Annotated in this window: 25 protein-coding genes and 1 pseudogene; 5 read left to right on the top strand and 21 right to left on the bottom strand. The window is 62.8% G+C overall.

Annotated elements, in window-relative coordinates; all coding sequences use genetic code 11:
- Positions 1-49 precede the first annotated feature (49 nt).
- From NKI21_RS09555 to NKI21_RS09490, 14 genes are all read right to left on the bottom strand, one after another.
- Positions 50-679 (bottom strand): sarcosine oxidase subunit gamma, encoded by a 630-nt coding sequence (locus NKI21_RS09555; protein ID WP_023808744.1) that lies wholly within the window; start codon positions 677-679, stop codon positions 50-52.
- Positions 672-3,653, bottom strand: a complete 2,982-nt coding sequence (locus tag NKI21_RS09550; RefSeq protein WP_352440036.1) for a sarcosine oxidase subunit alpha — start codon at positions 3,651-3,653, stop codon at positions 672-674. Before NKI21_RS09550 ends, NKI21_RS09555 begins: the two co-directional genes overlap by 8 nt.
- On the bottom strand, positions 3,653-3,928 hold the full coding sequence (locus tag NKI21_RS09545; protein WP_352440035.1) for a sarcosine oxidase subunit delta: 276 nt from the start codon (positions 3,926-3,928) through the stop codon (positions 3,653-3,655). The genes NKI21_RS09550 and NKI21_RS09545 overlap by 1 nt, the downstream gene beginning before the upstream one ends.
- 17 nt (positions 3,929-3,945) lie before the next feature.
- Positions 3,946-5,199: a sarcosine oxidase subunit beta family protein gene (locus tag NKI21_RS09540; RefSeq protein WP_127270293.1), complete on the bottom strand. Its 1,254-nt coding sequence runs from the start codon at positions 5,197-5,199 to the stop codon at positions 3,946-3,948.
- 36 nt (positions 5,200-5,235) lie between these two features.
- Positions 5,236-6,543, bottom strand: a complete 1,308-nt coding sequence (gene glnT / locus NKI21_RS09535; protein ID WP_352440034.1) for a type III glutamate--ammonia ligase — start codon at positions 6,541-6,543, stop codon at positions 5,236-5,238.
- A gap of 62 nt (positions 6,544-6,605) precedes the next feature.
- On the bottom strand, positions 6,606-7,934 hold the full coding sequence (locus tag NKI21_RS09530) for an FMN-binding glutamate synthase family protein (protein WP_023808740.1): 1,329 nt from the start codon (positions 7,932-7,934) through the stop codon (positions 6,606-6,608).
- 6 nt (positions 7,935-7,940) lie between these two features.
- A complete protein-coding gene (locus tag NKI21_RS09525) occupies positions 7,941-8,666 on the bottom strand; it encodes a GltB/FmdC/FwdC-like GXGXG domain-containing protein (protein WP_352865366.1) in 726 nt (241 codons plus the stop codon).
- Positions 8,667-8,670: 4 nt separating this feature from the next.
- On the bottom strand, positions 8,671-9,567 hold the full coding sequence (locus NKI21_RS09520) for a class II glutamine amidotransferase (protein WP_023808738.1): 897 nt from the start codon (positions 9,565-9,567) through the stop codon (positions 8,671-8,673).
- A 103-nt stretch (positions 9,568-9,670) separates the two neighbouring features.
- A complete protein-coding gene (locus NKI21_RS09515) occupies positions 9,671-9,994 on the bottom strand; it encodes a hypothetical protein (protein WP_352440033.1) in 324 nt (107 codons plus the stop codon).
- Entirely contained in the window at positions 9,991-10,680 is a 690-nt protein-coding gene (locus NKI21_RS09510; RefSeq protein ID WP_023808736.1) for a hypothetical protein, read from the bottom strand. The genes NKI21_RS09515 and NKI21_RS09510 overlap by 4 nt, the downstream gene beginning before the upstream one ends.
- Before the next feature lie 45 nt (positions 10,681-10,725).
- Positions 10,726-12,129: an APC family permease gene (locus NKI21_RS09505; RefSeq protein WP_023808735.1), complete on the bottom strand. Its 1,404-nt coding sequence runs from the start codon at positions 12,127-12,129 to the stop codon at positions 10,726-10,728.
- Between the two features lie 14 nt (positions 12,130-12,143).
- Positions 12,144-12,305: a hypothetical protein gene (locus NKI21_RS09500; RefSeq protein ID WP_013532900.1), complete on the bottom strand. Its 162-nt coding sequence runs from the start codon at positions 12,303-12,305 to the stop codon at positions 12,144-12,146.
- A gap of 36 nt (positions 12,306-12,341) precedes the next feature.
- On the bottom strand, positions 12,342-12,719 hold the full coding sequence (locus tag NKI21_RS09495) for a hypothetical protein (RefSeq protein WP_023808734.1): 378 nt from the start codon (positions 12,717-12,719) through the stop codon (positions 12,342-12,344).
- 12 nt (positions 12,720-12,731) lie between these two features.
- Positions 12,732-13,019, bottom strand: coding sequence for a hypothetical protein (locus NKI21_RS09490; RefSeq protein ID WP_023808733.1), 288 nt, complete (start codon positions 13,017-13,019; stop codon positions 12,732-12,734).
- 286 nt (positions 13,020-13,305) lie between these two features.
- Here NKI21_RS09490 and NKI21_RS09485 point away from each other — a divergent pair, with 286 nt between their 5' ends.
- The 4 genes and pseudogenes from NKI21_RS09485 (at position 13,306) to NKI21_RS09470 (ending at position 17,088) form a co-directional block, all read left to right on the top strand.
- Complete coding sequence (locus tag NKI21_RS09485; RefSeq protein WP_352440032.1) at positions 13,306-14,439, top strand: aminomethyl transferase family protein; 1,134 nt, start codon at positions 13,306-13,308, stop codon at positions 14,437-14,439.
- A 41-nt stretch (positions 14,440-14,480) separates the two neighbouring features.
- On the top strand, positions 14,481-15,077 hold the full coding sequence (locus NKI21_RS09480) for a dimethylamine monooxygenase subunit DmmA family protein (RefSeq protein ID WP_352440031.1): 597 nt from the start codon (positions 14,481-14,483) through the stop codon (positions 15,075-15,077).
- A pseudogene (locus NKI21_RS09475) lies at positions 15,074-16,038 on the top strand (PDR/VanB family oxidoreductase). The gene NKI21_RS09480 and the pseudogene NKI21_RS09475 overlap by 4 nt, the downstream one beginning before the upstream one ends.
- Positions 16,039-16,047: 9 nt before the next feature.
- Complete coding sequence (locus tag NKI21_RS09470; RefSeq protein ID WP_352440029.1) at positions 16,048-17,088, top strand: heme-dependent oxidative N-demethylase family protein; 1,041 nt, start codon at positions 16,048-16,050, stop codon at positions 17,086-17,088.
- Positions 17,089-17,171: 83 nt separating this feature from the next.
- Here the strand turns inward: NKI21_RS09470 and NKI21_RS09465 are convergent, their stop codons facing one another.
- Positions 17,172-17,888 (bottom strand): helix-turn-helix domain-containing protein, encoded by a 717-nt coding sequence (locus NKI21_RS09465; RefSeq protein ID WP_183444659.1) that lies wholly within the window; start codon positions 17,886-17,888, stop codon positions 17,172-17,174.
- A gap of 315 nt (positions 17,889-18,203) precedes the next feature.
- Between NKI21_RS09465 and NKI21_RS09460 the strand changes: the two genes are divergently transcribed.
- Positions 18,204-19,562, top strand: a complete 1,359-nt coding sequence (locus NKI21_RS09460) for a trimethylamine monooxygenase (protein WP_352440028.1) — start codon at positions 18,204-18,206, stop codon at positions 19,560-19,562.
- Positions 19,563-19,577: 15 nt separating this feature from the next.
- Here the strand turns inward: NKI21_RS09460 and NKI21_RS09455 are convergent, their stop codons facing one another.
- The 6 genes from NKI21_RS09455 to NKI21_RS09430 form a co-directional block, all read right to left on the bottom strand.
- Positions 19,578-19,955 carry a GFA family protein gene (locus tag NKI21_RS09455; protein WP_352772238.1) on the bottom strand — a complete coding sequence of 126 codons (378 nt, stop codon included), beginning with the start codon at positions 19,953-19,955 and terminating at the stop codon, positions 19,578-19,580.
- 38 nt (positions 19,956-19,993) lie between these two features.
- A complete protein-coding gene (locus tag NKI21_RS09450; protein ID WP_352440027.1) occupies positions 19,994-20,794 on the bottom strand; it encodes a hypothetical protein in 801 nt (266 codons plus the stop codon).
- A 7-nt stretch (positions 20,795-20,801) separates the two neighbouring features.
- Positions 20,802-22,784: an ABC transporter permease gene (locus tag NKI21_RS09445; protein WP_352440026.1), complete on the bottom strand. Its 1,983-nt coding sequence runs from the start codon at positions 22,782-22,784 to the stop codon at positions 20,802-20,804.
- Positions 22,781-23,866, bottom strand: a complete 1,086-nt coding sequence (locus tag NKI21_RS09440) for a quaternary amine ABC transporter ATP-binding protein (RefSeq protein WP_352440025.1) — start codon at positions 23,864-23,866, stop codon at positions 22,781-22,783. The genes NKI21_RS09445 and NKI21_RS09440 overlap by 4 nt, the downstream gene beginning before the upstream one ends.
- Positions 23,867-23,944: 78 nt before the next feature.
- A complete protein-coding gene (locus NKI21_RS09435; protein WP_127291030.1) occupies positions 23,945-24,919 on the bottom strand; it encodes an ABC transporter substrate-binding protein in 975 nt (324 codons plus the stop codon).
- Positions 24,920-25,338: 419 nt separating this feature from the next.
- Positions 25,339-26,103 carry an SDR family oxidoreductase gene (locus NKI21_RS09430; protein WP_127291028.1) on the bottom strand — a complete coding sequence of 255 codons (765 nt, stop codon included), beginning with the start codon at positions 26,101-26,103 and terminating at the stop codon, positions 25,339-25,341.
- Positions 26,104-26,138 lie beyond the last annotated feature (35 nt).

Genomic DNA, 26,138 nt, shown 5'->3' with positions numbered 1-26,138 from the left:
GCACTTCTTCCCTTCTCCCCCAAGGGAGAAGGTGGGGCGCGCGCAAACGCTATTCGAAATCCTCGGAATGGCTGACCGTAACGCCGTACTCCGCAGCCGAGTCGAGCATCGTATGCCAAAGGCTTTCGGCAAAGGTCGCGAACACCAGGAGGTTGAACACCGCCAGGCCATCCGGCCGATCATTCCCGCGCCAGAGCGTGACGCTGGTGTGGTCCATCGACGTCGCAGCAGCGGCACCAATCGGAAACGAGGCGGCATGCAGGTCGATCGACGACAGCTTGGCGAGCATGGCGCGCGCCTGGATTCCGGAAACGCTGATCAACGCGCGTGCATGCGACTGGTCCGATAGCGAAGCGGGACCGGTGAATGCCGGCGCCAGCGTCCACATCGTGTGCTTGCCACTTTTCGACAGGATCAAGAACTGATCCGGCCCCGACCAGATCAGCGTGGCATCCGGAGTTTGTACCGCCTTCGGCGCATCCGGTGCCGCGATGCCGAAGCGGGTCCTAGTCGCCTTTGCCAGTTCGGCTCCTTTGCCGCGCCGCGCCATCACCTGGATCGGATCAAAATTGCGAACCTCGGTCAGCGAGACGCCAGCCTCGATACCGCGTGCACCATGCGCACCGGTGACAAGCGCTTTTTCAAGCGGACTGCGGGGAGTCCAGGAAAAATCAACCACGCTGACGCCCTCCATCCGGATCGTAGAAGACGGGATTGCAGAGTTCGACATCGTAGTCTTCGCCGCGCAATGGATCATGCGCGTGGACGATCTCGCCGATGCGCTCGCGGCCGCGTTCGACAAGCGCGAGCCCGATCCACTGATCCAACGTCGGCGAGAAGCAGACCGAGGTGACATAGCCCTGGTCGTTGCCGGGGCCGGGCGTCTGACCCTTCGGGATGATGTGCGCGCCAGAGCGCAAGCGGCGGCCCTTGTCGGTCGGCTTGATGCCGACCACGACCTGGCGATCCGGGGCGATCAGTGCCTCGCGTCCGGCCATCACGCGGCCGATGAAATCCTTCTTGGTCGACATCATTTTGCCGAGGCCAAGATCGGCGGCTGTCGTCGTGCCGCTCAGTTCCGGTCCGGCGACGTGACCCTTTTCAACGCGCATGACACCGAGCGCCTCGGTGCCGTAAGGCGTCACGCCGAATGGCGCTCCGGCCAGCATCAAATTGCGCGCCATGGCATCGCCAAAGCGCGCCGGCACCGAAATCTCGAAAGCCATCTCGCCTGAGAACGAGATGCGGAACAGCCTTGCCCTCAGGCCCCCGCGAAGTGCTACTTCGCGCGCGCCCATGAATGGAAAGCCTTCGTTGGAAAGGTCCTCGGTCGGATCGACGATTTCCCTCAGCAGGTCGCGTGTCTTCGGCCCGGCGATCGAGAATTGCGCCCACTGGTCGGAGACGGAAGTGAGCTGCACGTCGAGCTCCGGGAACAGCACCTGGCGGCAGAATTCGAGATGCTGCATCACCAGCCCGGCCTTGGCCGTGGTGGTGGTCAGGAAATAATGGTCCTCGGCCAGCCGCGACGTCGTGCCGTCGTCATAGACGATGCCGTCCTCGCGCAGCATCAGCCCATAGCGCGCCTTGCCAACTGCGAGGCTGGAGAAGGTGTTGATGTAGACGCGATCCAGGAAGGCGCCGGCATCGGGGCCGTGCACGTCGATCTTGCCGAGCGTCGAGACATCGCAGAAGCCGACGCCACCGCGCACCGCCTTGACCTCGCGGGTCACCGATTCCAGCCAGTCCTTCTCGCCCGCGCGGGGGTACCACTGTGCCCGCTTCCACAGGCCGGTGTCGACGAAGACAGCACCTTGTTCCACGGCCCAGTGGTGCGACGGCGTCAGCCGCGTCGCATGGAACGTCTCGTCGCGGTGATGGCCGGCGAAGGCGCCGATGGCGACCGGCACGTAAGGCGGCCGGTAGATCGTCGTGCCGGTCTCGGGGATCGAACGGCCGCTGACCGCGGCCATGATGGCAAGGCCGGCGACATTAGAGGTCTTGCCCTGGTCGGTGGCCATGCCGAGCGTCGTGTAGCGCTTCAGGTGTTCGACGGATTCAAAGCCTTCGCGTTGCGCCAGTTCGATGTCAGAGGCGGTGACGTCGTGCTGGTAATCGACAAAAGCCTTGCCCTTGCCGGCGACGTGCCAGAGCGGCGTCAGCGAGAATGCCTCGTCGTCGGCGAAAGGCGCGGTACCCACTGTGCCGCTATGTCCCGTGTCACGCGCCGCTGCCGCGCCGGCGGCAAATCCCTGGCTCAGGCAGGCGCCGAGCCCGAAATCGCCATTGGCGGCGCCGGCGGCGACCATGCCGGAGGGCGCGCCGTCGGGCACGAAGGCGGCAATGTCGTCACGCCATTTCGGCCGGCCGCGATGATAGGAGGTCAGCCCAACCGCCGGGTTCCAGCCGCCCGAGACGGCGAGCCCGTCGGCTTCGACTTCGGCGCGCGCGCCGCCGGTCAGCGACACCGCGATTTTCCTGACCCCATCCTTGCCGCCATCGACGCCACTGACGGAACCGTGCAGCACCGGGAAGCCGCCCTTGGAGGCCAGCGAACGATGCGCCGGCGATACTTCGGACCGTGCATCGATGACCGCCGCGATCTGCAGACCGGCACCGAGTGCCGTCTCGACAGTGCGCCAGCCATCCTCATTGTTGGTGAACAGCGCGAGGCGCTTCGCCGGTGTCGCCGCATAGCGCGCGACATAGGTGCGCATGGCGGACGCCATCATCACACCGGGCGTGTCGTTGCCGGCAAAGACGATCGGCCGTTCGATGGCGCCGGCCGCGACAACGCAGCGCTTGGCCACGATCCGCCACAGCCGCTGGCGCACCTGATGCTCGGGCGGCGAGGGCAGGTGGTCGTTGACTCGCTCGATCGCGCCATAGGTACCGCCATCGTAGACGCCGAATAGTGCCGTGCGGGTCATGATGCGGACGTCCGGCATATCAGCCAGTTCAGCCAGCGTCCGCGACAGCCATTCGGCTGCCGGCACACCATCGATCGTGCCGTCATCCGACAGCAGGCGGCCGCCGGGGACAAAATCCTCTTCGCACAGGATGACGCGGGCACCAGCGCGGCCGGCTGCCAATGCCGCGGCCAAACCGGCCGGGCCTGAACCGGCGATCAGCACATCGCAATGCGCCCATGCCTTGTCGTAGTGGTCCGGATCGGCGACGCCTGCGGCGCGGCCAAGGCCGGCGGCGCGACGGATCGCCGGCTCGTAGATTGCTTCCCAGAATTTCGCCGGCCACATGAAGGTCTTGTAGTAGAAGCCGGCGACGAAGATCGGCGCGAACAACTGGTTGACCGACATCATATCGTGGCGCAGCGATGGCCAGCGGTTCTGGCTCGCGGCTTCAAGCCCTTCATAAAGCTCGGCCGTGGTGGCCTTGGTGTTCGGCTCGCGCCGTGCACCCGTGCGCAACTCGACCAATGCGTTGGGTTCTTCCGAACCGGCGGTGAGAATACCGCGCGGGCGATGGTATTTGAACGAGCGGCCGACCAGCTTGACGCCATTGGCGATCAGCGCCGAGGCCAGCGTGTCGCCCTGGAAGCCGGAGAAAGCCTTGCCGTCGAAGCGGAAGTTCAGCGGCGCCGACCGGTCGATGAGACCGCCATTGCCGAGCCGGTGTGTCTGCGCGCCGGCCATCACGCACCGACTTTCGCGGCGCCGGCACCCGCCGCCGGCTCAACGGCGGAAATCTCGTGCGTCAGCGTGTTGCGGGTGACCTTCAGCCAGGCCCGGCAACCCCCGCCATGGTACCAGTGTTCGCTGGTCTGTCCGGCGACATTGTCGCGCAGATAGACATAGTCGAAGACCTCGTCTTCCGAGGCGCCGGCTTCGGGCCGCACAGGCTTGGCGTCGCCGAGATAGGTGAACTCGCCGAGTTCGCGTTCACCGCAGAAGGGACAGACAATGCGCATGCTGTTCTAGACCGCCTTCAATGCAGGTTCGGTTGGGCGCCCTGGCCCTTTTCGTCGATCATGGCGCCAGTCCGGAACCGGTCGAGGCGGAACCGCGCGGCTTCTTCGTGCGATTCGTCGCGCGCAAGAAGATGGGCAAAGACGAAGCCGGAGCCCGGCGTCGCCTTGAAGCCGCCATAGCACCAGCCGGCGTTGAGATAGAGCCCGTCGACCGGCGTCTTGTCGATGATCGGCGAACCGTCCATCGACATGTCCATGATGCCGCCCCACTGGCGCAGCAAGCGCACGCGGCCGATCATCGGCATCAGCGCCATGCCGCCCTCGCAGACGTCCTCCATGACAGGCATATTGCCGCGCTGGGCATAGGAATTGTAGCCGTCTATGTCGCCGCCGAACACCAGCCCGCCCTTGTCGGACTGGCTGACGTAGAAATGGCCGGCGCCGAAGGTCATGACACCAGGGATGAGCGGCTTGATCGCCTCGGAGACGAAGGCCTGCAGCACATGGCTTTCGATGGGCAGGCGCAGGCCGGCCATCGCCGCGACGCGCGATGAACTTCCGGCAACAGCCATACCGACCTTGCCGGCGCCGATCTTGCCGCGCGACGTCTCGACGCCGGTCACCTTGCCATTGGCGTCCCTGACGAAGCCGGTGACTTCGCAATTCTGGATGATGTCGACGCCGAGTTCGCTCGCCGCATGCGCATAGCCCCAGACAACAGCATCGTGCCGCGCCGTGCCGCCGCGTCGCTGCAACAGCCCGCCTTGCACGGGAAAGCGCGCATTGTCGAAGTTCAGGAACGGTATCATCTTCTTGACGGCAGCGAGGTCGAGCAGTTCGGCGTCGATGCCGTTGATACGCATGGTGTTGCCGCGCCGCGCATAAGCGTCGCGCTGTGCGTCGGAGTGGTAGAGGTTGATGACGCCGCGCTGGCTGACCATTGCATTGTAGTTGAGGTCCTGCTCCATCCGCTCCCACAGCTTCATCGACAATTCGTAAAAGCCGGTATTGCCTGGCAGGCCGTAATTGGAGCGGATGATGGTGGTGTTGCGGCCGGCATTGCCGGAGCCGATCCAGCCTTTTTCGAGCACGGCAACATTCTTGATGCCGTACTCGCTGGCGAGAAACCAGGCGGTGGCAAGGCCATGGCCGCCACCGCCGATGATCACCACATCGTAGCGGTCCTTCGGCGTGGCGTCGCGCCAGGTGCGTTGCCAATTCTTGTGGCCGGACAGGGCAGCACGGGCGAGCGAAAAGATCGAATATTTCATACGTTCATTCCGAGGTCGCTCGCACCGCGCTGGTGGTCAGATATCCAGCGTGTGGTCGCGCTCCCATTGCGTGAAGTGCGAAGCATAGGAATTCCATTCCTGGTGCTTCAGCTTTAGGTAGGCCGACGAGAATTCCTCACCCAGCGCCGCCTTGAGCGATTTGTCCTTGTCGAACTCGCGCAGCGCGTCGAGCAGATTGAGCGGCAGTTTTGGCGCGCCCTTCACCGTGTGCCCATGCTGGTACATGTCGATGTCGTAGCGCTTGCCGGGATCTGCCTTCGAGCGGATGCCGTCGAGGCCGGCGGCGATGATAACCGCCTGCAGCAGATAAGGGTTGGCAGCACCATCCGGCAGCCGCAGTTCGAAGCGGCCGGGGCCGGGCACGCGCACCATGTGGGTGCGGTTGTTGCCGGTCCAGGTCACCGTGTTCGGCGCCCAGGTGGCGCCCGAAATGGTGCGCGGCGCATTGATGCGCTTGTAGGAATTGACCGTCGGGTTGGTGATCGCGGCAAGCGCGGAAGCATGCTTCATGATGCCGCCGAGGAAATTCCGGCCCTTGGCCGACAGGCCAAGCTCCATCGCATTGTCGGCGAAGACGTTGGTCTTGCCCGATTTGTCCCAGACCGAGATATGGGCATGGCAGCCATTGCCGGTCAGGCCCTGGAAGGGTTTGGGCATGAACGTCGCGCGCAGGCCGTGCTTCTCGGCGATCGACTTGACCATGAATTTGAAGAACGAGTGCTTGTCGGCGGTCGCCAGCGCGTCGTCGAAGGCCCAGTTCATCTCGAATTGGCCGTTGGCATCCTCGTGGTCGTTCTGGTAGGCGCCCCAGCCGAGCGCCAGCATGTGGTCGCAGATCTCGGCGATGACGTCATAGCGGCGCATCACAGCTTGCTGGTCGTAGCAGGGCTTTGAGGCCGTGTCGTATTCGTCGGAAATCGTCTTGCCGTCCGGCGAGATCAGGAAGAACTCGGCCTCGACGCCGGTCTTGACATGCATGCCGTCGCTGGCGGCCTCCGCGATCAGCCGCTTCAGCGTGTTGCGCGGCGCCTGGTCGACCTCCTTGTCGTCCATGATGCAGTTGGCCGCGACCCAGGCGACCTCAGGCTTCCACGGCAGCTGGATCACCGAATCCGGATCCGGAACCGCCAGCATGTCGGGATGCGCTGGCGTCAGATCAAGCCAGGTGGCGAAACCGGCAAAGCCGGCGCCATCCTTCTGCATGTCGGCGATGGCTTGCGCCGGCACCAGCTTGGCACGCTGGCCACTGAACAGGTCAGTGTAGGAAATCATGAAATATTTGACGTTTTTCGCCCTTGCGAATTCAGCAAGATCAACTGTCACGGAAGTTCCCCATTTTTTGTCGATTGTGGCCCCAGAGCGTGTGGGCTTCGGCCCTTCATTGATTAGAAGCCGTTCTTCCCCGGTATCCAGTTGGTGCCGGCCAGCGGTACGCCGGCCATGGCGGCTGCCTCGATCGTCAGCGCGACGAGGTCCTCGGGTTCCAGATTGTGCAGGCTGTTCTTGCCGCAGGCACGGGCGATGGTCTGCGCTTCCAGCGTCATCACCTTGAGGTAGTTCGCCAGCCGGCGTCCGGCGGCCACCGGGTCGACCCGCTTCATCAGTTCGGGGTCCTGCGTGGTGATGCCTGCGGGGTCGCGCCCCTCGTGCCAGTCGTCATAGGCGCCGGCCGTGGTGCCGAGCTCGTTATACTCCGCCTCCCAGCGGGGATCGTTGTCGCCGAGCGCGACAAGGGCGGCCGTGCCGATCGAGACCGCGTCGACGCCGAGCGCCAGCGCCTTGGCGACATCGGCGCCGTTGCGGATGCCGCCGGAGACGATCAACTGCACCTTGCGGTGCATGCCGAGATCCTGCAGCGCCTGCACCGCCGGCCTGATGCAGGCAAGCGTCGGCATGCCGACATTTTCGATGAACACCTCCTGTGTCGCGGCGGTGCCGCCCTGCATGCCGTCGACGACGACGACATCGGCGCCGGCCTTCACGGCAAGCGCCGTGTCATAGTAGGGCCGGGCACCGCCGACCTTGACGTAGATCGGCTTTTCCCAGTCTGTGATTTCGCGCAATTCGAGGATCTTGATCTCGAGATCGTCGGGACCCGTCCAGTCCGGATGGCGCGAGGCCGAGCGCTGGTCGATGCCCTTCGGCAGCGTGCGCATTTCGGCGACGCGGTCGGAAATCTTCTGGCCAAGCAGCATGCCGCCGCCACCCGGCTTGGCGCCCTGGCCGACGACGACTTCGATCGCATCGGCACGGCGCAGATCGCGCAGGTTCATGCCATAGCGCGACGGCAGGTATTGATAGACCAGCTGCTTGGAATGGCCGCGCTCTTCCTCGGTCATGCCGCCATCGCCGGTGGTGGTCGAGGTGCCCGACAGTGTGGCGCCGCGCCCGAGCGCTTCCTTGGCGGGCCCCGACAGCGAACCGAAGCTCATGCCGGCGATGGTGATCGGGATCTTCAGCTCGATCGGCTTCTTGGCATGGCGTGAACCCAGCACGACCGATGTGTCGCAGCGTTCGCGATAGCCTTCGAGCGGATAACGCGAGATCGAGGCGCCGAGGAACAGGAGGTCGTCGAAATGCGGCAGCTTGCGCTTGGCGCCGGCGCCACGGATGTCATAGATGCCGGTCGCCGCCGCACGGCGGATCTCGGAAAGCGTATAGTCGTCGAAGGTCGCGGATTTGCGCGGCGTCGTCGGCGGGTTGCGATAGGTCATGCTGCCTCAATACGCGTCGGCGTTGTCGATATTGAAATTGTAGAGCGTGCGCGCCGAGCCGTAGCGCTTGAACTCCGACGGCTTGACGCCGGTGACGCCGGCACGGTCGAGCAGGCCTTGCAGCAATTCCAGATGCTCGGCCCGCATCTCCTTGGCGATACAGTCGGCACCCAGGCTGTCGACCTTGCCGCGCACGAAGAGACGCGCCTCGTAGATGGAATCGCCCAGCGCGTCGCCGGCATCGCCCAGCACCACCAGATTGCCCGACTGCGCCATGAAGGCCGACATGTGGCCGATATTGCCGTGCACGACGATGTCGATGCCCTTCATCGAAATGCCGCAGCGCGACGACGCATTGCCTTCGATGACCAGCAGGCCGCCCTTGCCGGTGGCGCCGGCATACTGGCTGGCGTCGCCTTTGATGGTGATCGAGCCCGACATCATGTTCTCGCCGACGCCGGGACCCGCCGAGCCGTGCACGGTGATGGTGCTGCCGGAATTCATGCCGCCGCAATAATAGCCGACGCTGCCGCGCACATTGATGGCAACAGGCTGGTCGACGCCGACGGCGACCGAATGGCTGCCTTTCGGGTTCAGCACTTCCCATGCCGTTTCGTTCGAGCCGGGAGCCAGATTGTGCAGCGCCTGGTTGAGTTCACGCAGCGACAATTGGTCGAGATCGAAGACCCGAGGGTCGTGTGCTGCCGTCTTTGAAAGCGTGGTTGCCGGCATGAATTCAATGCTCCCAGAAATAGACGGTTGCGGGTTCGGGTTCCCAGACCCTCGCATTGTCTATGCCAGGCAGTTTGGTCAGCGCGCGATATTCCGAGCCGAAGGCGACATACTGGTCGGTCTCGGCCATCACGGCGGGCTTGCAGGCGATCGGATCGCGCACCACGCCAAAGCCGTTCTTGGTGCCGACGACGAAGGTGAAGAAGCCGTCGAGGTCGGAGAGCGTGCCTTCCAGCGCTTCGCCGAGATTCTTGCCATGCGCCATCTGCGACGAGAGATAGGCGGCGGCCACTTCAGTGTCGTTCTCGGTCTCGAATTTCATGCCTTCGCGGATCAACTCGCGGCGGACATTGTTGTGGTTCGACAGCGAGCCATTGTGCACAAGGCACTGGTCGGCGCCGGTCGAGAACGGATGCGCGCCCATTGTCGTCACAGCCGATTCCGTCGCCATCCGGGTGTGGCCAATGCCATGCGTGCCGGTCATCTTGCGGACATCGAAGCGATCGACGACCGCCTCGGGCAGGCCAACTTCCTTGTAGATCTCGACAACGTCGCCGGCGCCCATGATGCGGATGTCGGGGCGCAGCGTCTGGATGGTTTCGCGCGCTTCATCGATCTTGGCGGGCGTGGTCCTGACGACCGCATGGGTGGATTTCACCGCGATCGTCACCGGGGTGCCGATGGCCTTGGCGAGCTCCGCCTCGAGGCCGCGGAAATCGCGGTCCGGCTTGGCCGACTGAATGGTGATCTTGGCCTCATTTTTGGAAGGCGCGCCATAGATGGCAATGCCGGCGCTGTCGGGACCGCGATCGCTGAGCGAGATCAGCATCTGCGACAGCATCGCGCCAAGCTGGGGCTCCAGCGACTTGTCCTTCAAAAACAGTCCGACAATTCCACACATGTCAGCCTCCCGATGTTTGTAGCTAAGAGATCGTTTGTAGCTAAGAGAGGATGTATCGAATGAGTTGCACAAATTCAATCGTATGAAAAAAATATTCCTCTAGTTACCTATGCGGCTCAATGCCGCTCTGCGCACTGTCGCCGTCTCGCCGGGCATTGTGAACCCATTTCGCGGTGCGGATGCGAGCGATCTTGTAGGCGTCGAGAATCGACAAGGCATAGATCAGGAAGCCGCCGGCGTGACGGCCGACAAAGCTGGCATCCGACGGTGCGATCTTGGCCGTCACCCATGCCAGGATCACCATGAAGAAAAGGAACTGCAGGCCGCGCACCGGCACGCCGAGAATGACATGCCCGCTTCCCGGCAACACGATTGCGGCGCCGAGAACCAGATAGGGGTTGGTGGGTGCAGTGGTGGGAATGGTCATGCGGCCTGCCGTTCGCTTTTGTTGATGGCGTCGCGAAGCGCCGACACCGACACCAGCAGTCTTTCGATCAGCGCGGGATCGAGTGTGGCGTCGCCGAATTCGGCCTGCCGAAAGACGCCATAACGCGCCCGTTCGGCTTCGGCCAGCAGCCACACGATGCGTACCCCTTTCGGGGTGATCAGCAGTTCCTTGGCGCGCCCTTCGGAAAAAATCCCGAGGTGGCCGGCGATGGTCTCCAGTGGGAAGTGGACGCCCCTGCGATCGGTCCGCAACACGGCCTCAGCCGGAAATGCTGAGCTCTTCGGCAGCGTGTGCTCGAGATGATCGAAATTGGAGAAGGTCGTCGGCGATCCCGGCCGCATCATCATGTCGAACGTCGCCGGCACCGCGACCTCTTCGGTGATCGAAACACTGAGCCAGCGCGCCGGCAGTTTTCGCGTCGCCAGCGTATCGACGATGGTGCGCACCTGGACACGTTTGCCGTTCCAGGATCCTTCCCAGGTGATGACGCCGGCGGTGCCATCCGAAACATTGGCAGCGTCGGCGATGACTGTGCGGATGCGGCCCTGCTCGACGGCGAGCGCCATCGACGCCCTGCTGTGGCTGGCACGCGCCTGCCAGGCAAGGTGGAGGACGACAGCTAGGACAATGGCCCCGGCCAGCAGTGCTGATGTCACCTCGGACATTTTCTCATGCCAGGCCCGCCCGGGATCCGGACGGGCCTACTCCCATCAATAACCCTGCGGCTTTGGCCACGGCATGGTGAATTGGTCGCCGCGCCGCACGAATTTGTAGCGATAGAAATGGAACCACAGCGAGATCAGGAAATAGAAGGCGACCATGGCGATCAGCTGCGAGCCGAAGCCGAGGAAGATGGCGAAGAAGGTCACCACGCACAGGCAAAACAGCACGATGGCCGGGATCGGGTGGAAGGGGTGCGTGTAGCCGCGCCGGATCGAGCCCAGCGGCCACTTCTTGCGGAACATGATGATGTTGATGCTCATGAAGGTATATTGCAGCACGCCCGACAGGATCGAGAAGGTGATCGCCTGGTTGAGGTCGGCGATGAAGGCGAAGGCCAGCGCGATCGGCAGCAGGAACAGGATCGAACGATAGGGCGTGCGATATCTCGGATGCACGGCCGAGAACCATGTCGGCAGATAGCGGTCGCGGCCGAGCGAGAACCAGGCGCGCGCCGCATCGTTGATGCAGCCATTGGCGGAGGCCATTGCAGCAAGCAGCGTGGCGACGAACAACAGGTTCTCGAGCAGCGGGCTGCCAGTCAGTTTGCCGGCGTCCCACAGCGGATAATAGGTGATGCCGAGATATTCCCATGGCATCATCGAGGCGCAGACATACCAGGTCATGGCGGCTGCGATCAAAAGCGTGATCATGCCGGCCATGGTGCCGTAAGGCAGCGAGCGGGCCGGCGAGCGCACTTCCTCGGCGGCCTGTGTGGTGCCCTCGATGCCGAGATAGTACCAGATGCCGAACTGGAAGGCGGCGATGACGCCGATCCAGCCATAGGGGAGCGCATTGCCGGGAGTGACCAACTCGTTCAGCTTCAGCACGGCGCCTTGCGTCCACGGGCTGACCGAAAAGAACAGGATGACAATCGAGATATAGGCGACTGCTGTGATGACGAAGTTGACGTTGAGCGTCATCAGCACGCCGCGATAGTTCAGCCACGCCAGCACGACGATGGTCGCGGCGATGAAGGAATTGTGGGTGAGCCCTTCGACGCCGGCCTTGGCGACGATGGTGTCGCCGAGCAGGATGGCGTCGGACACTTCGAGCATGGTGTAGGCAAAGACCAGGAACAGCGCGACGTTGAACGCCATCAGCGGTCCGACGATGTGCTTTGCCTGCGCATACTGGCCGCCGGCGGCGGCCACGGTCGATGTCACCTCGGAATCGATCATGGCGACCGAGGTGTAGAGCAATCCCACGACCCAGCAGACGATCAGCGCGGCCAGTGCGCCACCCTTGTCGGCCGAGAAATTCCAGCCGGTGAATTCGCCGACCAGGACGATGCCGACGCCGAGCGCCCAGACATGGGCCGGTCCGAGCACGCGCAGGAGTGAAACTCTGTCCCCTTGGGCAGCCGGGGCAGCCGGTTCAAGTGCGATCGTCATTGTTCAATCCTCACTCAGATCCGGTGTTTTTCGGAAGTGGCTTCCAGTTCGCCTTCGCGCGAGGAGGTCAGCACCTCTTCGGAGAAGGTCGTGTCGACCTTGAACCAGTCGTAGAGCATCCACAAAGCGAGCACGATCGAGATGCCCCAGCATGCGTAAGAGAGTGCCACCCACATGATCGTGTCCCCCGAATTAGATCGTCCTCAGAACTCTTACTTGTCGTCGAATTTTTCGTTGATGACGTCGCGGTATTCGCGGTCTGATGCACGAAACAGGAAGATGAAATAACCGATCAGCACCGCCGCCATGATGATCAGCGTCGGCCAGTCGATGACATAGTGGAAGCGGTTCTGGATGATGTCGTGCGCGGTCTCGGGCGTATAGCCGAGCTTTTCCCAGATAGACGCCATGGTCGGGTTCTGGCCTAGCGCTTCCCAGGTCTTGGCGTCGAGCGCGTCGATGGATTTCGCCGCGCCGGCGAGGCCCAGCTTGAGCGGTAGCCACAGTGCCACGAAAATGGCGACGACGACGACGGCGATGTCGAAAACCTGCCCGGCCTTGCTTTGCTCCGGCGGCGTGTAGCGGGACATCTCTTCTACCCCTCAGGACTTGCGGTTGCTGAACGCGTCGGCGTTCTTGATGTCGAGCCCGTAAATGAATTCCTTGTCTTCCTTGTAGTGCTTGACCATCGCCAGGATGGCCGCGGTGTTGAAGATCAGCACGGCGGCGGCGGCGATCGCGACGACGGCCTTGATGCCGCTGTGCGGGATGTAGGGCCATGTCATGAGGAGGACGAAGAGGATCGTCGCCCACAGGCAGACGATCAGGAGCGCGGCTCCGCGCAGGTCGGAACGGTACAGCGCTTCGATGCGCTGCTGCATGTCTGACATCGGTTTCTCCCCTTTTCCGCCGTCCGGTTCCGAATCTCCCGTCCGCCGTCCTCTTTCAACAGAGTGAAATTTTTTTCATAAGTTCTGTCTGAATCCCGCAATTGTCAAGCGCGATTTACGCGGGGTTAACCGTTTGCTTGGCGCAACGGATTTTGCCTGAGAATGAAATTAATTGCTTATGGGTATTGCGGCGCCCGGAGGTTTGCGATCAATATTCGGCCAAAGCTCCCGCCGCTGCGCAGGGGGCAGGGAACAGCAGAGCATTATCGAAACGGAGGACGAGCGGATGACGGCATCCTGGAGATTTTCGACCCTGGCGGATCGCCATCGCGCGCTCGGTTCGAAGCTCGAAGACTGGAGCGGCATGGGAACCGCCTGGACCTACGACAAGGATGCCGACGAGGAGTACATCGCCATCCGCACCAAGGCTGGTCTGATGGATGTCTCCGGCCTCAAGAAAGTCCATATCACCGGGCCGCATGCCTCACACCTGATCGACCTGGCGACGACGCGCGATGTCGAAAAGATCTATCCCGGCAAGTCGGCCTATGCCTGCATGCTGAACGAGGCGGGGAAATTCACCGACGATTGCATCCTCTACCGCACCGGCCCCAATGCATGGATGGTCGTGCATGGTTCGGGCACCGGCCATGAGGAGTTGCAGCGTGCTTCGGTAGGACGCGACGTCTCGCTGCGCTTCGACGACAATCTGCACGATCTGTCGCTGCAGGGTCCGACAGCGGTCGACTATCTGGCCAAGCACGTGCCGGGTATTCGCGACCTCAACTATTTCCATCACATGCAGACGCAGCTGTTCGGTCTTCCGGTGATGATCTCGCGCACCGGCTATACCGGCGAGCGCGGCTACGAGATCTTCTGCCGCGGCCAGGATGCCGGCACGATCTGGGACAGGATCCTCGACGAGGGCAAGAGCGCCGGCATCATTCCGTGCCGCTTCACCACGCTCGACATGCTGCGCGTCGAAAGTTATCTGCTCTTCTACCCCTATGACAACTCCCAAAAATATCCGTTTGAGAACGAAGGCCCAGGCGACACGCTTTGGGAACTCGGCCTCGACTTCACCGTCAGCCCTGGCAAGACCGGCTTTCGCGGTGCCGAGGAGCACTATCGTCTGAAGGGCAAGGAGCGCTTCAAGATCTATGGCGTCCTGCTCGACGGTAAGGAGCCGGCCGATGAAGGCGCGCCGGTCTATCGCGACGGCAAAAAGGTCGGCGTGGTGACCTGCGCCATGTATTCGCCGCTGGTCGAGAAATCGATGGGCATCGCCCGGCTCGACGTCGACTGCGCGGTCAAGGACACCAAGCTCGAAATCCGCAACAAGAGCGGTGCCATCAAGGCGACGGGGCAGCCACTGCCATTCGACGATCCCAAGAAGACCAAGCGCACCGCGAAAGGTTGAGGCATAGTCAACGGCGAGGGGTTCGAGGCACGAAGGCATAAATGGCAGCCAAAAGCATCATCAGCCGGCCGGTTTACGGAAATTTGTCTCCGCAACCCGGCAAGCATCATCTTTTCATCGCGGACGCGGAAGGGGCGCTGGCAATAGCGGAGATGGCCGTGAGGGCGCCCCCCGCGTTTTTCGACGACGCCGAAATCGTCTTCATTCCTGGGCCGGACGGCAAACACACCGTCGCGCTCGAAGCGTTGAAGCCGGCACAGTTCCACCAGGCGCCGTCCTTTGCCAGCCTGCTGCCACGGCTCCGGCAGACACTGGCCAACGCGCATATGGGCCTGCGCCTCTATCTCTCGGGCACCGAGGGCCTGATCGGCCAGGCAATGCAGGTGGCGCTTGAAGCCGGCATCGACCACACCTCGATCCAGACCGAGCACCGCGGCTCGCTGGCGCGCCGCATGCAATGCGTCCATTGCAAGGGCATCACGGAGAATGTGACGACGCAGCCGGCGACCTGCGCGCATTGCGGCCTGCTGCTTCTGGTGCGCGACCATTATTCCAGGCGCATCGCAGCCTTCCAGGGCGTCTGCATCAATGCGGAAGATCGCTCGGAGATTCCTCCGATGGAGGAGATTTTTCGATGAGCACCGGAACAACAAAACTCGATGTCGTTGTCAGCGACGTCGTCCCGGTCAACGACCTCGTCACCCGCTTCCATTTTCGCCGGCGCGACGGGCAGCTTTTGCCGACTTTTCCGGCGGCGCCCATGTCGTGGTCGAGATGCGCGACGGCGAACGCACCAGGCTCAATCCCTATTCGCTGATGGGCTCGCCGCTCGACACGCGCGAATACACGATCTCGGTACGCCGCGACGATGTCGGCCGTGGCGGCTCGCTGTTCATGCACCGGAGCGTCAAGCCCGGCATGGAGATGGTGGTCAGCTACCCCGTCAACCTGTTCTCGCTCGACCTGCGCGCCAAAAAGCATCTGATGCTGGCCGGCGGCATCGGCATCACGCCGTTCATGGCGCAGACCGCTCAGCTTGCGGCGGAAGGCGGCAATTTCGAACTGCACTACACCTGCCGCACCGCATCGCTCGGTACCTATGCCGATGTGCTGCGCGAGCGCTACGACCGCCGGGTCAGGCTCTATCATGACGACCTTGAGGAGCGCATCGAACTCGACCGGTTGCTGTCGACGCAGCCGCTCGGCACGCATCTCTATGTCTGCGGTCCGGCCGGGATGATCAACTGGGTGCGCGATCGTGCGGCAAGCCTCGGCTGGCCGGCGGAAACCGTGCATTTCGAGCATTTCGCGGCACCTCAACCCGGACTGGCGTTCGACGTGACGCTTGCCGTCAGCGGCAAGGCGATCCGCGTCGACGAACAGCAGAGCCTGCTCGAGGCGATCGAGGCGGCCGGCGTCGATCCGCCCTATCTCTGCCGCGGCGGCGTCTGCGGCCAGTGCGAGACCAACGTCGTCTCTTGCGACGGCAGGTTCATCCACAACGACCACTGGCTGAGCGAGGAAGAGCACCGTTCGGGCAAGAAGATCATGCCGTGCGTGTCGCGCTTCGAAGGCCGGTCGCTGGTCCTGGAACGGTAGGAGAAGATCATGGGCATTACCTTTCGCAAGGAAACGTTCCGCGACGACTTCACCTTCAAGAACAGCCCTGAGCACATCAGGCGCTTCCCGTTCCCATTCCACGAAGACGCCTACATGTATGCGGTCAACATCGAGCCGCATGTCGTCGGGCCCAGGGGCAGCGTGCTGGAGAACCTGATCGACGTCGACGAGCACTATGTCGCCGAGATGCAGGACCGCGCTCTGGTGCTGGCCGAGGATCCGCTGCGCTGCCAGTCGCTGCCGCATATGACGCTGGCCGGCTGGGACCTGCTCGAGCTTTTGATGGAACAGCAGGCGCTGGGTTATCCCGAGCATTTCACGCTGACCCGCGACGGCGACCGCTGGCGCTGGATCAACCGGCCGCTCGGCATCGACGACACCTTTACCTTCGGCGACACCTCGACGCTGCCTTACGGGCCGATGGAGTACATCACGCGGCAGAGCCAGGGCGATTTCTGCATCCTCGACCAGCGCGACGGCAATCTGTGGATGGATGCCGGCATGGTCACCACCCAGGCCGACTGGTCGCTCGATTTCGACATCGGCATGAACTTCTTCGAGTGGCACGCGCCGGTGCCGCTGGCGCATGAGAAGGGGATTTTCGTCAGGGCGCTGAAATTCCTCACCAACATCCAGCAAGGCAAGCCGGCGCGGCGCCTGAACTGGACGATGACGATCAATCCGCGCCTCGACACCAGCCCCGAAAACTACCACAAATGGGGTCCGGACCGCACCACGGTGACGCCGGAGAATGTCGGCGACAAGGTGCATCTGCGGGTCGAGCTGCAGAGTTTTTGGCGCTTGCCGCGCTCGAACGGCATCGTCTTCCCGATCCGTTGCTATCTGATCAAGATGGACGAGTTGGTGACGCAGCCGAAATGGGCCCGGCGCCTGCACCGCGTCATCCGCGACCTGCCCGACGAACTCGCCAACTACAAGGGCCTGACGCGCTTCCGCCCGACGCTGGTCGAGTGGCTGTCGAAGCTGGATGATGGCAGTGCGACATCACCGGGGTTTGGGCCGGATTGAAGCGCCCGCGCCTGTTTGCGCCGGCCCTCTCAAGACCTGGGTTCCTCTCCCCCACTGTCGTGGGGGCGAGGAACCCAAGCGTCTCACCCCGCGCTCTGCGGATAGCAAATAATCGACAAATACCGCATCGGCAGCTTCGTCAGTTGCTCGGGTCCGTGCGGCGCATCGGCGTCGAAGAACAGGCTGTCGCCGGGCTTCATCGGGTAGAGGTTGCTGCCGTGCCGGTAAACGACCTCGCCTTCGAGCATGTAGAGGAACTCCATGCCCTCATGCTGGAAGGTGGGGAACACGTCGGAATCCTCGGTCAGCGTGATCAGATAGGGTTCGACGACGACGCCGCTGGTGTTGGAGCCGATATGACCGAGCAGATTGTACTGGTGGCCGGCGCGGGTGCCGCGGCGCTCGACATCGAGGCCTTGGCCGGCCTTGACGAAGACGGCGCTGCGCTCTTCCTCGAAGCGGCGGAAGAAGGCTGTGACGGGGACGCCGAGCGCGCGCGACAGCGCCTGCAAAGTGGTCAGCGACGGCGAGGTGATGCCGTTCTCGATCTTCGACAGCATGCCCAGCGAAATGTCGGTGGCGACCGCCAGATCGGCGACGGTGATACCGAGCTTCTTGCGGAAGGCCCGCACCTCGCGGCCGATCGCCACCTCCAGCACTTTTTCGCGGGTGTCGCGAATGGCATGCGGGTTCTGCGTCAGCGGCGCGCGGATGGTTTTGCCGTCGGCCGAGACCTTTGGCAGCGGCTTGGCCTTTGCGGCTGCAGGACCAGCCTTGGAATCGGAAGTTTTCTTCGCCATGTCGCCCCCGGCACTCCTGAGATTTATTTCACTCTAGGTGAACATGTCAGGTGCCGATACAGCAGCGCAACCGCGACGGCAAGTCGCCTGAAGGCGCCCGCGCACGATCCGGCGTTTGGCCACAATCGGTTTTTTGCGGAAATCCGCCCGCGCGGAACCTTGTTTCAACACCGGGCTGTTGACAGCACGAAAGGGCCAATTACTGTCCTGTGAGTGAAATTTGTTTCGTAAGAGCAATTCCAGGAAAAGTGTGAAACGGTTTTCCGTCCGGAGTTGCGCCAAAACAAAAGTCGAATTCAGATCGGGAGGCCTGCAATGAAAAGTCGCGTTGCCGTCATCGGAGCCGGACCATCCGGCCTGGCACAGCTCAGGGCCTTCAAATCGGCGGCCGACAAGGGCGCCGATATTCCAGAGATCGTCTGCTTCGAAAAGCAGTCCGACTGGGGCGGCCTGTGGAATTACACCTGGCGTACAGGTCTCGACGAACATGGTGACCCGGTGCACGGCTCGATGTACCGCTACCTCTGGTCGAACGGACCGAAGGAATGCCTGGAATTTGCTGACTACACATTTGAGGAGCATTTCGGCCGGCCGATCGGCTCCTATCCGCCGCGCGCGGTGCTGTGGGACTACATCAAGGGCCGCGTCGAAAAATCCGGCCTGCGCAAATGGGTGCGCTTTAACAGCCCGGTGCGCATGGTGACGTTTTCCGACGAGACGAAGAAATTCACCGTCACCGCGCATGACCGCACCAACGATGTCACCTACTCCGAAGAGTTCGACAATGTCGTCGTCGCTTCCGGGCATTTCTCGGTGCCCAACGTGCCCTATTTCGAAGGCTTTTCCACCTTCAACGGCCGCATCCTGCACAGCCATGATTTTCGCGACGCGATGGAGTTCAAGGGCAAGGATATCCTGATCATCGGCCGCTCCTATTCGGCCGAGGACATCGGCTCGCAGTGCTACAAATACGGCGCCAAATCCATCACCTCCAGCTACCGCTCGAAGCCGATGGGCTTCAAATGGCCGGACAATTGGAAAGAGGTGCCGCTGCTGCAGAAGGTTGTGGGCAAGACCGCGCATTTCAAGGATGGCACCACTAGGGATGTCGATGCCATCATCCTGTGCACCGGCTATTTGCACTCCTTCCCGTTCCTCACCGAAGAACTGAAGCTGAAGACCGCCAACCGCATGTGGCCGGACGGGCTCTATGAGGGCGTCGTCTGGGAGAAGAACCCGAAACTGTCCTTCATAGGCATGCAGGACCAGTTCTACACCTTCAACATGTTCGACGCGCAGGCCTGGTTCGCGCGCGACGTCATCATGGGCCGCATCAAGCTGCCGTCCGCCGAGGCGATGACCGAGCACGGCGCGAAGTGGCGCGCGCGTGAGGAAACGCTCGAAGACGCCGAGCAGATGATCTGGTTCCAGGGCGACTACACCAAGGAATTGATGGATCAGACCGACTATCCCGGTTTCGACGTCGAGGCGGTCAACCAGACCTTCATGGAGTGGGAGCACCACAAGGGCGAAGACATCATGAGCTTCCGCGACCACGCCTATCGCTCGCTGATGACCGGCACCATGGCGCCACTGCATCATACGCCCTGGCTGCAGGCACTGGACGATTCGATGGAGAGCTATCTCGAGGTGAAGGGGGTCGCGGCGGAATAGCGGGTGGGCTTGCCTTCAGGCCGGCACCGCGACCCAGCCGTGGCGACTCTTGCCGTAGACAGACTGTGTCGGCTCCGGGAATGACGGGTCGCCGAAACAGCCGACGGCAACGGCCACCGCTGCGGGTCTCCGCGATGGATACCAGAAAACCGTCGAGCCGCACGTTCCGCAGAAATGGAAGGTGACGGGAAAGCCGCTGTCGGAATCACGTTGGTATGTCTGGAATGAGCCGCTGATCTCGATCGCGGCGGCATCGAAGAAGGCGGCGATCCCGAACGGACTGCCGGTCCGTCGCTGACAGTCCAGGCAATGGCAAAGCGAGACCTTGGCCGACTCTTGCGGGCATCGGATCTGCAATTGGCCGCAGGTGCAGCGAGCTGTCCGGCCTGTCATCACTCTCTCCTTTGCAGGGTTGGGCGGTTCAGCTTTACTCAATCCAGCGGATAGTCGGGAGCAGCATCGGTCTCCGTCACCTTGACCGACAACACGTCGCAGTCGTTGGCCCAGTCGGGGCCATCGCCGCGCATCGCCATCGTGTCGGCCATCAGCAGGAACTGCATGGTTCTGAGCGCCCAGTCGGTCGGCTCTTCCGGCCAGGCGAAGACGCCGGCGGCGTCGCCGCCGAATTTCACATGGTGGCAGACGAAACCGACCTCGACCTTCCAGGATCGCAGCGTTGCGCCTGGTGGTGGGTAGGGCGGGTCGGGAAGCTCGAAGTAATTGGCGACATGAATTTTTGTCGGCACATCAGGCGCGATGCCCTTGGCTTTGAAGGCGGCAACGGCGTCCTCATGGAATCGCTCGAGCAGGCCTTGCCCCGACAGCCTGTAGGTCGCGCGGAAGAAGCCGCCGCACCAGACGGATTCGTTGGTGTCGTTGGAGATCAGCAGAGTGGCGCGAAAACGGCGCAGCCTTGGCGCCAGCGCCGGCCAGTCGCATTCGGCAGGTGTCGCCGGCGTCGCGATGAACTCGTCGAGAAGATCGCTGCCGCGCACCGGGCTGCTCAATACCGGGCAGTCTTCGCCGTAGAGGTGCCAGAGCTTTCGCAACTCCGCTGCCGCGATGCCGGGCTTTCGCAGTTCCTCCACCGAGGCGCGGACCCGCGCGATCGCATAGTTCGTCGCCGCCTCCAGCGTGCCGAAGCCGGATATCAGGTGCTCGCCGTCCGGCTCGCCGGTTCTGGCCATATCGAAAACGAGGACGGCGAAGGGTGGCTCGCCCGGCTCGGACATCCGGCTTCTATCCCAGCCTTGCCCTGGCCTTCGCCGTCCAGGCATTGAACAGCCGGTCGGCGACGATGCCGATGAAGGCGATGGCCAAGCCCGCAACGATACCACGACCGGAATCGGCCTTGGACAGCGCAATGAACACTTCCTGGCCGAGATCGCGCGTGCCGACCATGGCGCAGATGATGATCATCGCCAGTGCCATCAGGATCGTCTGGTTGACGCCCAGCATGATCTCCGGCAGCGCCAGCGGCAGTTGCACGCGAAAGAAGGTCTGGCGCGGCGTGCAGCCCGACACCTTCGCCGCTTCGATCAGCGCCGGCGGCACCTGCCTGATGCCGTGATTGGTGTAGCGGATCGCCGGCACCACGGCGAAGGCGACGGTGGCGATCATCGCAGTGACGTCGCCGACCCGAAACAGCATCACCACCGGAATGATGAAGCAGAAGGACGGCAGCACCTGCAGCGTATCGATGACAGGCGTGACGATCTTTTCGAAGCGGTCGCTGCGCGCGGCCATCAGGCCGATGGGGATGCCGATAAGGCAGGCGATGAAGGCCGAGATGCCGCAGAGATAGACCGTCGCCATGGTCTTTTCCCACAGCCCGGTGACGGCACAGAAGGCGGTCAATGCGGCGACCAATATGGCCAGGCGGAAGCCGCTAAGCTGGTAGCCGGCGAGGCCAAGCAGGAAGACGGCACCCAGCCAGGGAAAGCCTTCGCAGAAGGCACGCAGCGGGTTCAGCACATTGAGGATGAGCGCCACGCGAAACGCTTCGATCGTGTCGAAGAAATTGATCGTCACCCAGTTCACCGCTGCCCTCCATAGCGGCGCGGTGGTGAAGGTGATCGCTTTCGGCACTGCCGCGAAGGCCGGCACGAACAGGCCAAGCAGCGTGGTGATGACAAGGATGGCGATGGCCAGTGTCAGATTGGGGTAGCGCCGCCAGAGGCCGAGGCTTGCCTCCTGATGGACATGGCCCTTTGCTTGGCTGTGCGCGATGGCCTGGCTCAGCCGGTCGAGCGCGATGGCGAGCGCGACGATGGCAAGACCGGCTTCCATCGCTTCGCCGACCTTCAGCGCGCGCAGCGCCAGAAGCACGTCGTAGCCGAGGCCACCGGCGCCGATCATCGAAGCGATGATCACCATGTTCAGCGCCAGCATGATAACCTGGTTGACGCCGATCATCAGTGTCGGCCGCGCCGAGGGTAAGAGCACCCGCCACAATTTCTGCCGCGCCGTGCAGCCGGCCATCTCACTGAAATCGTCGATTTCCGAGGGTACACGCGACAGGCCGAGCATCGTTGCCCGCACCATCGGCGGCGTGGCGAAGATGGCGGTCGCGATCATCGCCGACACCGGGCTGTTGCCGAACAGCAGCAGCATCGGGATAAGATAGGCGAAAGTCGGGATCGTCTGCATCAGGTCAAGGGCAGGGGAGACGACAAGCCTTTCCGCCCATGGCTTGCGCCACGCCCAGATGCCGGCGAACAGGCCGGTGACGATGCAGAACGGCACCGCGATGGAAATCAGCGCCAGCGTCAGCATGGCACTGGTCCATTGGCCGAACAGGGCGATGTAGAGGAAGCAGCCGCCTACCAGCAGACTGAGTTTTCTGCCGCCAACGGCATGACCGGCGAGGAAGGCGGCGGCGCAGACGCCGACCCAGGACAGGCGCGGCAGGATATAGGCGTCAGCGCCGTGGCCGATCTTGAAATTCTTGGCCAACAGATTGAGCGCGAAATCGAGGGGAACGCCGAGCACAGCGGTGATCGAGCGGGTCAACCAGGACAGGTTCGACTTGATCCAGCGCATCAGCGCGCTGACCCAATCGGCGACCGGCACGACGGCGCTGGCCGGATAATTGACGGCCCAGGGCAGGCGATCCTGCAGCAGGAGCACGACAAGCACAACGGTAAGCGCTGCCGCCCAGATCAGCAGCCATACCTGAATCGGCCGTGGCCTTGCCTCGCTGGCGCTTGCTGTCACCGTCATGCGCCGACCCTTGAGCGATCGATGCCGGCCAGCAGATCGATCACCGCTTGCGGCGTCACCTCGCCGATCGGCTTGCCGGTGCCGTTGACCACCGCGAACGGCTTGTTGGCGGCAACGATGCCGGCCGAGAAGCTGGCGATCTTGGCATCCGGGGCAACGGTGCCGCCATGTTCCGAGCCGTCGCAGGCGCGCATCAGGCTGCGTGCTGAAATAACCTTGGCGCGGTCGACGTCCCGGGTGAACTCGGCGACATAGTCGGTCGCCGGATTGACCACCAGCTCCTCCGGCGTGCCGATCTGGATGACCTCGCCATCCTTCATGATGGCGATGCGGTCGGCCAGCCGGATGGCCTCGTCGAAATCATGGGTGATGAAGACGATGGTCTTGTGCAGCATGGTCTGCAGCCGCATCAGCTCGTCCTGCATTTCGCGGCGGATCAGCGGATCGAGCGCCGAGAACGGCTCGTCGAGGAACCAGATTTCCGGTTTTGTCGCCAGGCTCCGGGCGATGCCGACACGCTGCTGCTGGCCGCCGGACAGCTCGCGCGGATAGAAATGCTCGCGGCCACGCAGGCCGACAAGTTCGATGACCTCGCGCGCCCGCGCTTCGCGTGTCGCCCGGTCCTGACCCTGGATGCCGAGCGGGAAGGCGATGTTCTCCAGCACGTTGAGATGCGGCAGCAGGGCAAAGTTCTGGAACACCATGCCCATGCGGTGCCGCCGCAATTCGATGAGTGCTGCATCGGAGATTTTCAGGAGGTCATTGCCTTCGAATTCGACCTTGCCATGGGTCGGCTCGACCAGCCGCGACATGCAGCGGACCAGCGTCGACTTGCCGGAGCCCGACAGGCCCATGATGATGAAAATCTCGCCCTGGCGGATTTCGAGGTCGACGGCGCGCACCGCGCCGACCAGCCCGGCAGCAGTGACGTCTGCCATGCTGGCCTTGCCGTCGCGTTCGCGGATGAAGTTGGCCGCGTTCGATCCGAACAGCTTCCAGACGTTGCGGCAGGCGAGCTTTATCGGACGGGCATCCTTTGGCGTGCCCACCACGTTTGGCTCCCGTTCAGTCTTGTCCGTCATTCAAACGTCCTTCTGGAACATCAAGAATTGAGACCCGGCTGATCAAGCAGCCGGGTCTCATTTTTCCAGTTGGAACGATCACTGCGCCCAGGCTTTCCAGTCGGCCTCGTGGGCGGCGATCCAGGCTGCGGCGACATCTTCCGGCGTCTTGCCGCCGAGATCGATCTCGCCGCTCATCTTGTTGAGTTCGTCGGTGTCGACCGTGTAGGCCTTGGCCACCTTGTAGGCGACCGGCCATTTGTCCTTCATGCCGGACCAGGAGTACTTCCAGATCTCGCCATGCGGCTTGCCGCAATCATATTTGGCGTCGGGATTGGTGCCCCATTTCGGGTCGTTGTAGCACTCGGGCGTGTATTCGGGGAATTCCACCCACTCGCCCTTGTACTTGGCCGGCGCCCAGTGCGGCGAATAGATCCACAGCATGATCGGCGCCTTGCGCTGATAGGCCGAGTCCAGTTCGGCGAACATCGCCGCGTCGGTGCCGGCATGGATGACGGTAAAGGGCAGCTTCAGTGCCTCGACGCGCTCGTCGTCAAAGCCTTCCCAGGTCACCGGGCCGCCGAGATAGCGCCCCTTCGGTGCGGTCTCGGCCGTCGAGAAGGCTTCGGCGCATTTCGGGTCCTTCAGCGCTTCCCAATTGGGTAGGCCGGGGCACTTCTCCTTCATGTATTCGGGAAACCACCATTCTTCCTTGGCCTTCGGGCCGAGCTTGCCCAGCCGTTCGGTCTGGCCTGTCGCATCGGAGGCCTTCATGGCCTCGCCGGCGGTCGTGTCCCAGAATTCCATGCCGACATCGAGATCGCCATTGGTGAGGCCTGTGGTCAGGCTGGAGAGGTAGTCGGCGGTCGGATACTCGACGGTGTAGCCGAGCTTTTCCAGGATGCCGCCGAGGATCTTGGCGTTCAGGTTGACGCTGGTCCAGTCGAACAGCGCGATCTTGATCGGGTCGTTCGATTCCGGCGCGGCTGCGTAAGCCGGTGATGTAAGCGCACTTGCGGCGGCAAGCGCGAAGGCTCCCATTGTTAAGTTCGAAATCACACTGCGAAGTGACATGCTTGTTCTCCTTCAAGCTGTGAAAATTATCGTTCGTTCCCTTCTTGCGGCTTTTCTTGATTGTGTTGGAAAGGCTGGTCTTTGCGCAAGGCCGTCGGCGCCAAATTATTGCCCCGGCTTTGGCCAGCGCAGGCAAGATGGTGCTCAATTTCGGTGATGATGGGATAGGATTGGAGTGTCGGCGTCATGAGTGCCGACGGATCGCTGAGGGAGCGGTCATCCGCGGATCGATTGCCAGTCCTGCGGCGCCCTGCAAGGTGCGAGCCATCAAGGTCCTATGATCTCGGCTACCCGCCTGGTAAGCCCCATCGCGCCAAGGCCGTTTCATAGGATGAAATTATATATACCAAGGTTCATGTCGTGCAACGACTAACGCTTCGCGAGACGTACAAATTCAGACTGCAGGCGAAGCTGAGCTCTTACCAGCAGACGTAGCCGCCATCGACAATCAGGTCGAGGCCGGTGACGAAGCTCGCTGCGCGGCTGGCGAGGAACACCGTCGGCCCGACCATTTCCTCCGGCGCCGCCATGCGCCCCATCGGCGTGTCGCGCTTGAAGATCTTCACCTCTTCCGCCACCTCCGGCCGCTTGTTCATCGGCGTCAGCGTGTAGCCCGGGCTGACGACATTGACGCGCAGGCCGCGATCGGCCCACTCCATGGCGAAGCTCTTCGACATGTGGATGACGGCGGCCTTCGAAGAGTTGTAGTGCGCCTGCGTCAGGCCGCGGTTGACGATGGTGCCCGACATCGAGGCGATGTTGATGATCGAGCCCTTGCCTCGCACCAACATCTTGCGCGCTTCGGCCTGACAGGACAGGAACACGCCGGCGACATTGACGTCGTGAACCTTCTGCCATGTCTCCAGCGGCATCGTCTCGGCGGGTTCGGAGCCGGCAATGCCGGCATTGTTGACGGCGACGGTGAGCGCACCGAGTTCGCTTTCAACGCGATCGATCGCAGCCGCGAGATCGCTCTGCGATGTCACTGTACCGGTCAGCACCAGCGCTTTGCGGCCGAGTGCCGCGATTCGGTGCGCGGTCTCGTCCAGCCCACCCTTCGATGTATGGCCGAAACAGGCGACGTCGGCACCTGCCTCGGCGAGCCCGATCGCGATTGCCTGGCCGATGCCGCTACCGGCGCCGGTGACCAGCGCGACATCGCCATCCAGCTTGAAAAGATCCATCGAGTGCCCTCCCTGCCTCGGAGAGGGTATGGCTG

This window comes from Mesorhizobium sp. M0715 (assembly GCF_040320355.1).
Taxonomy (GTDB): domain Bacteria; phylum Pseudomonadota; class Alphaproteobacteria; order Rhizobiales; family Rhizobiaceae; genus Mesorhizobium.
This window is presented reverse-complemented; position numbering and strand designations above follow the sequence as displayed.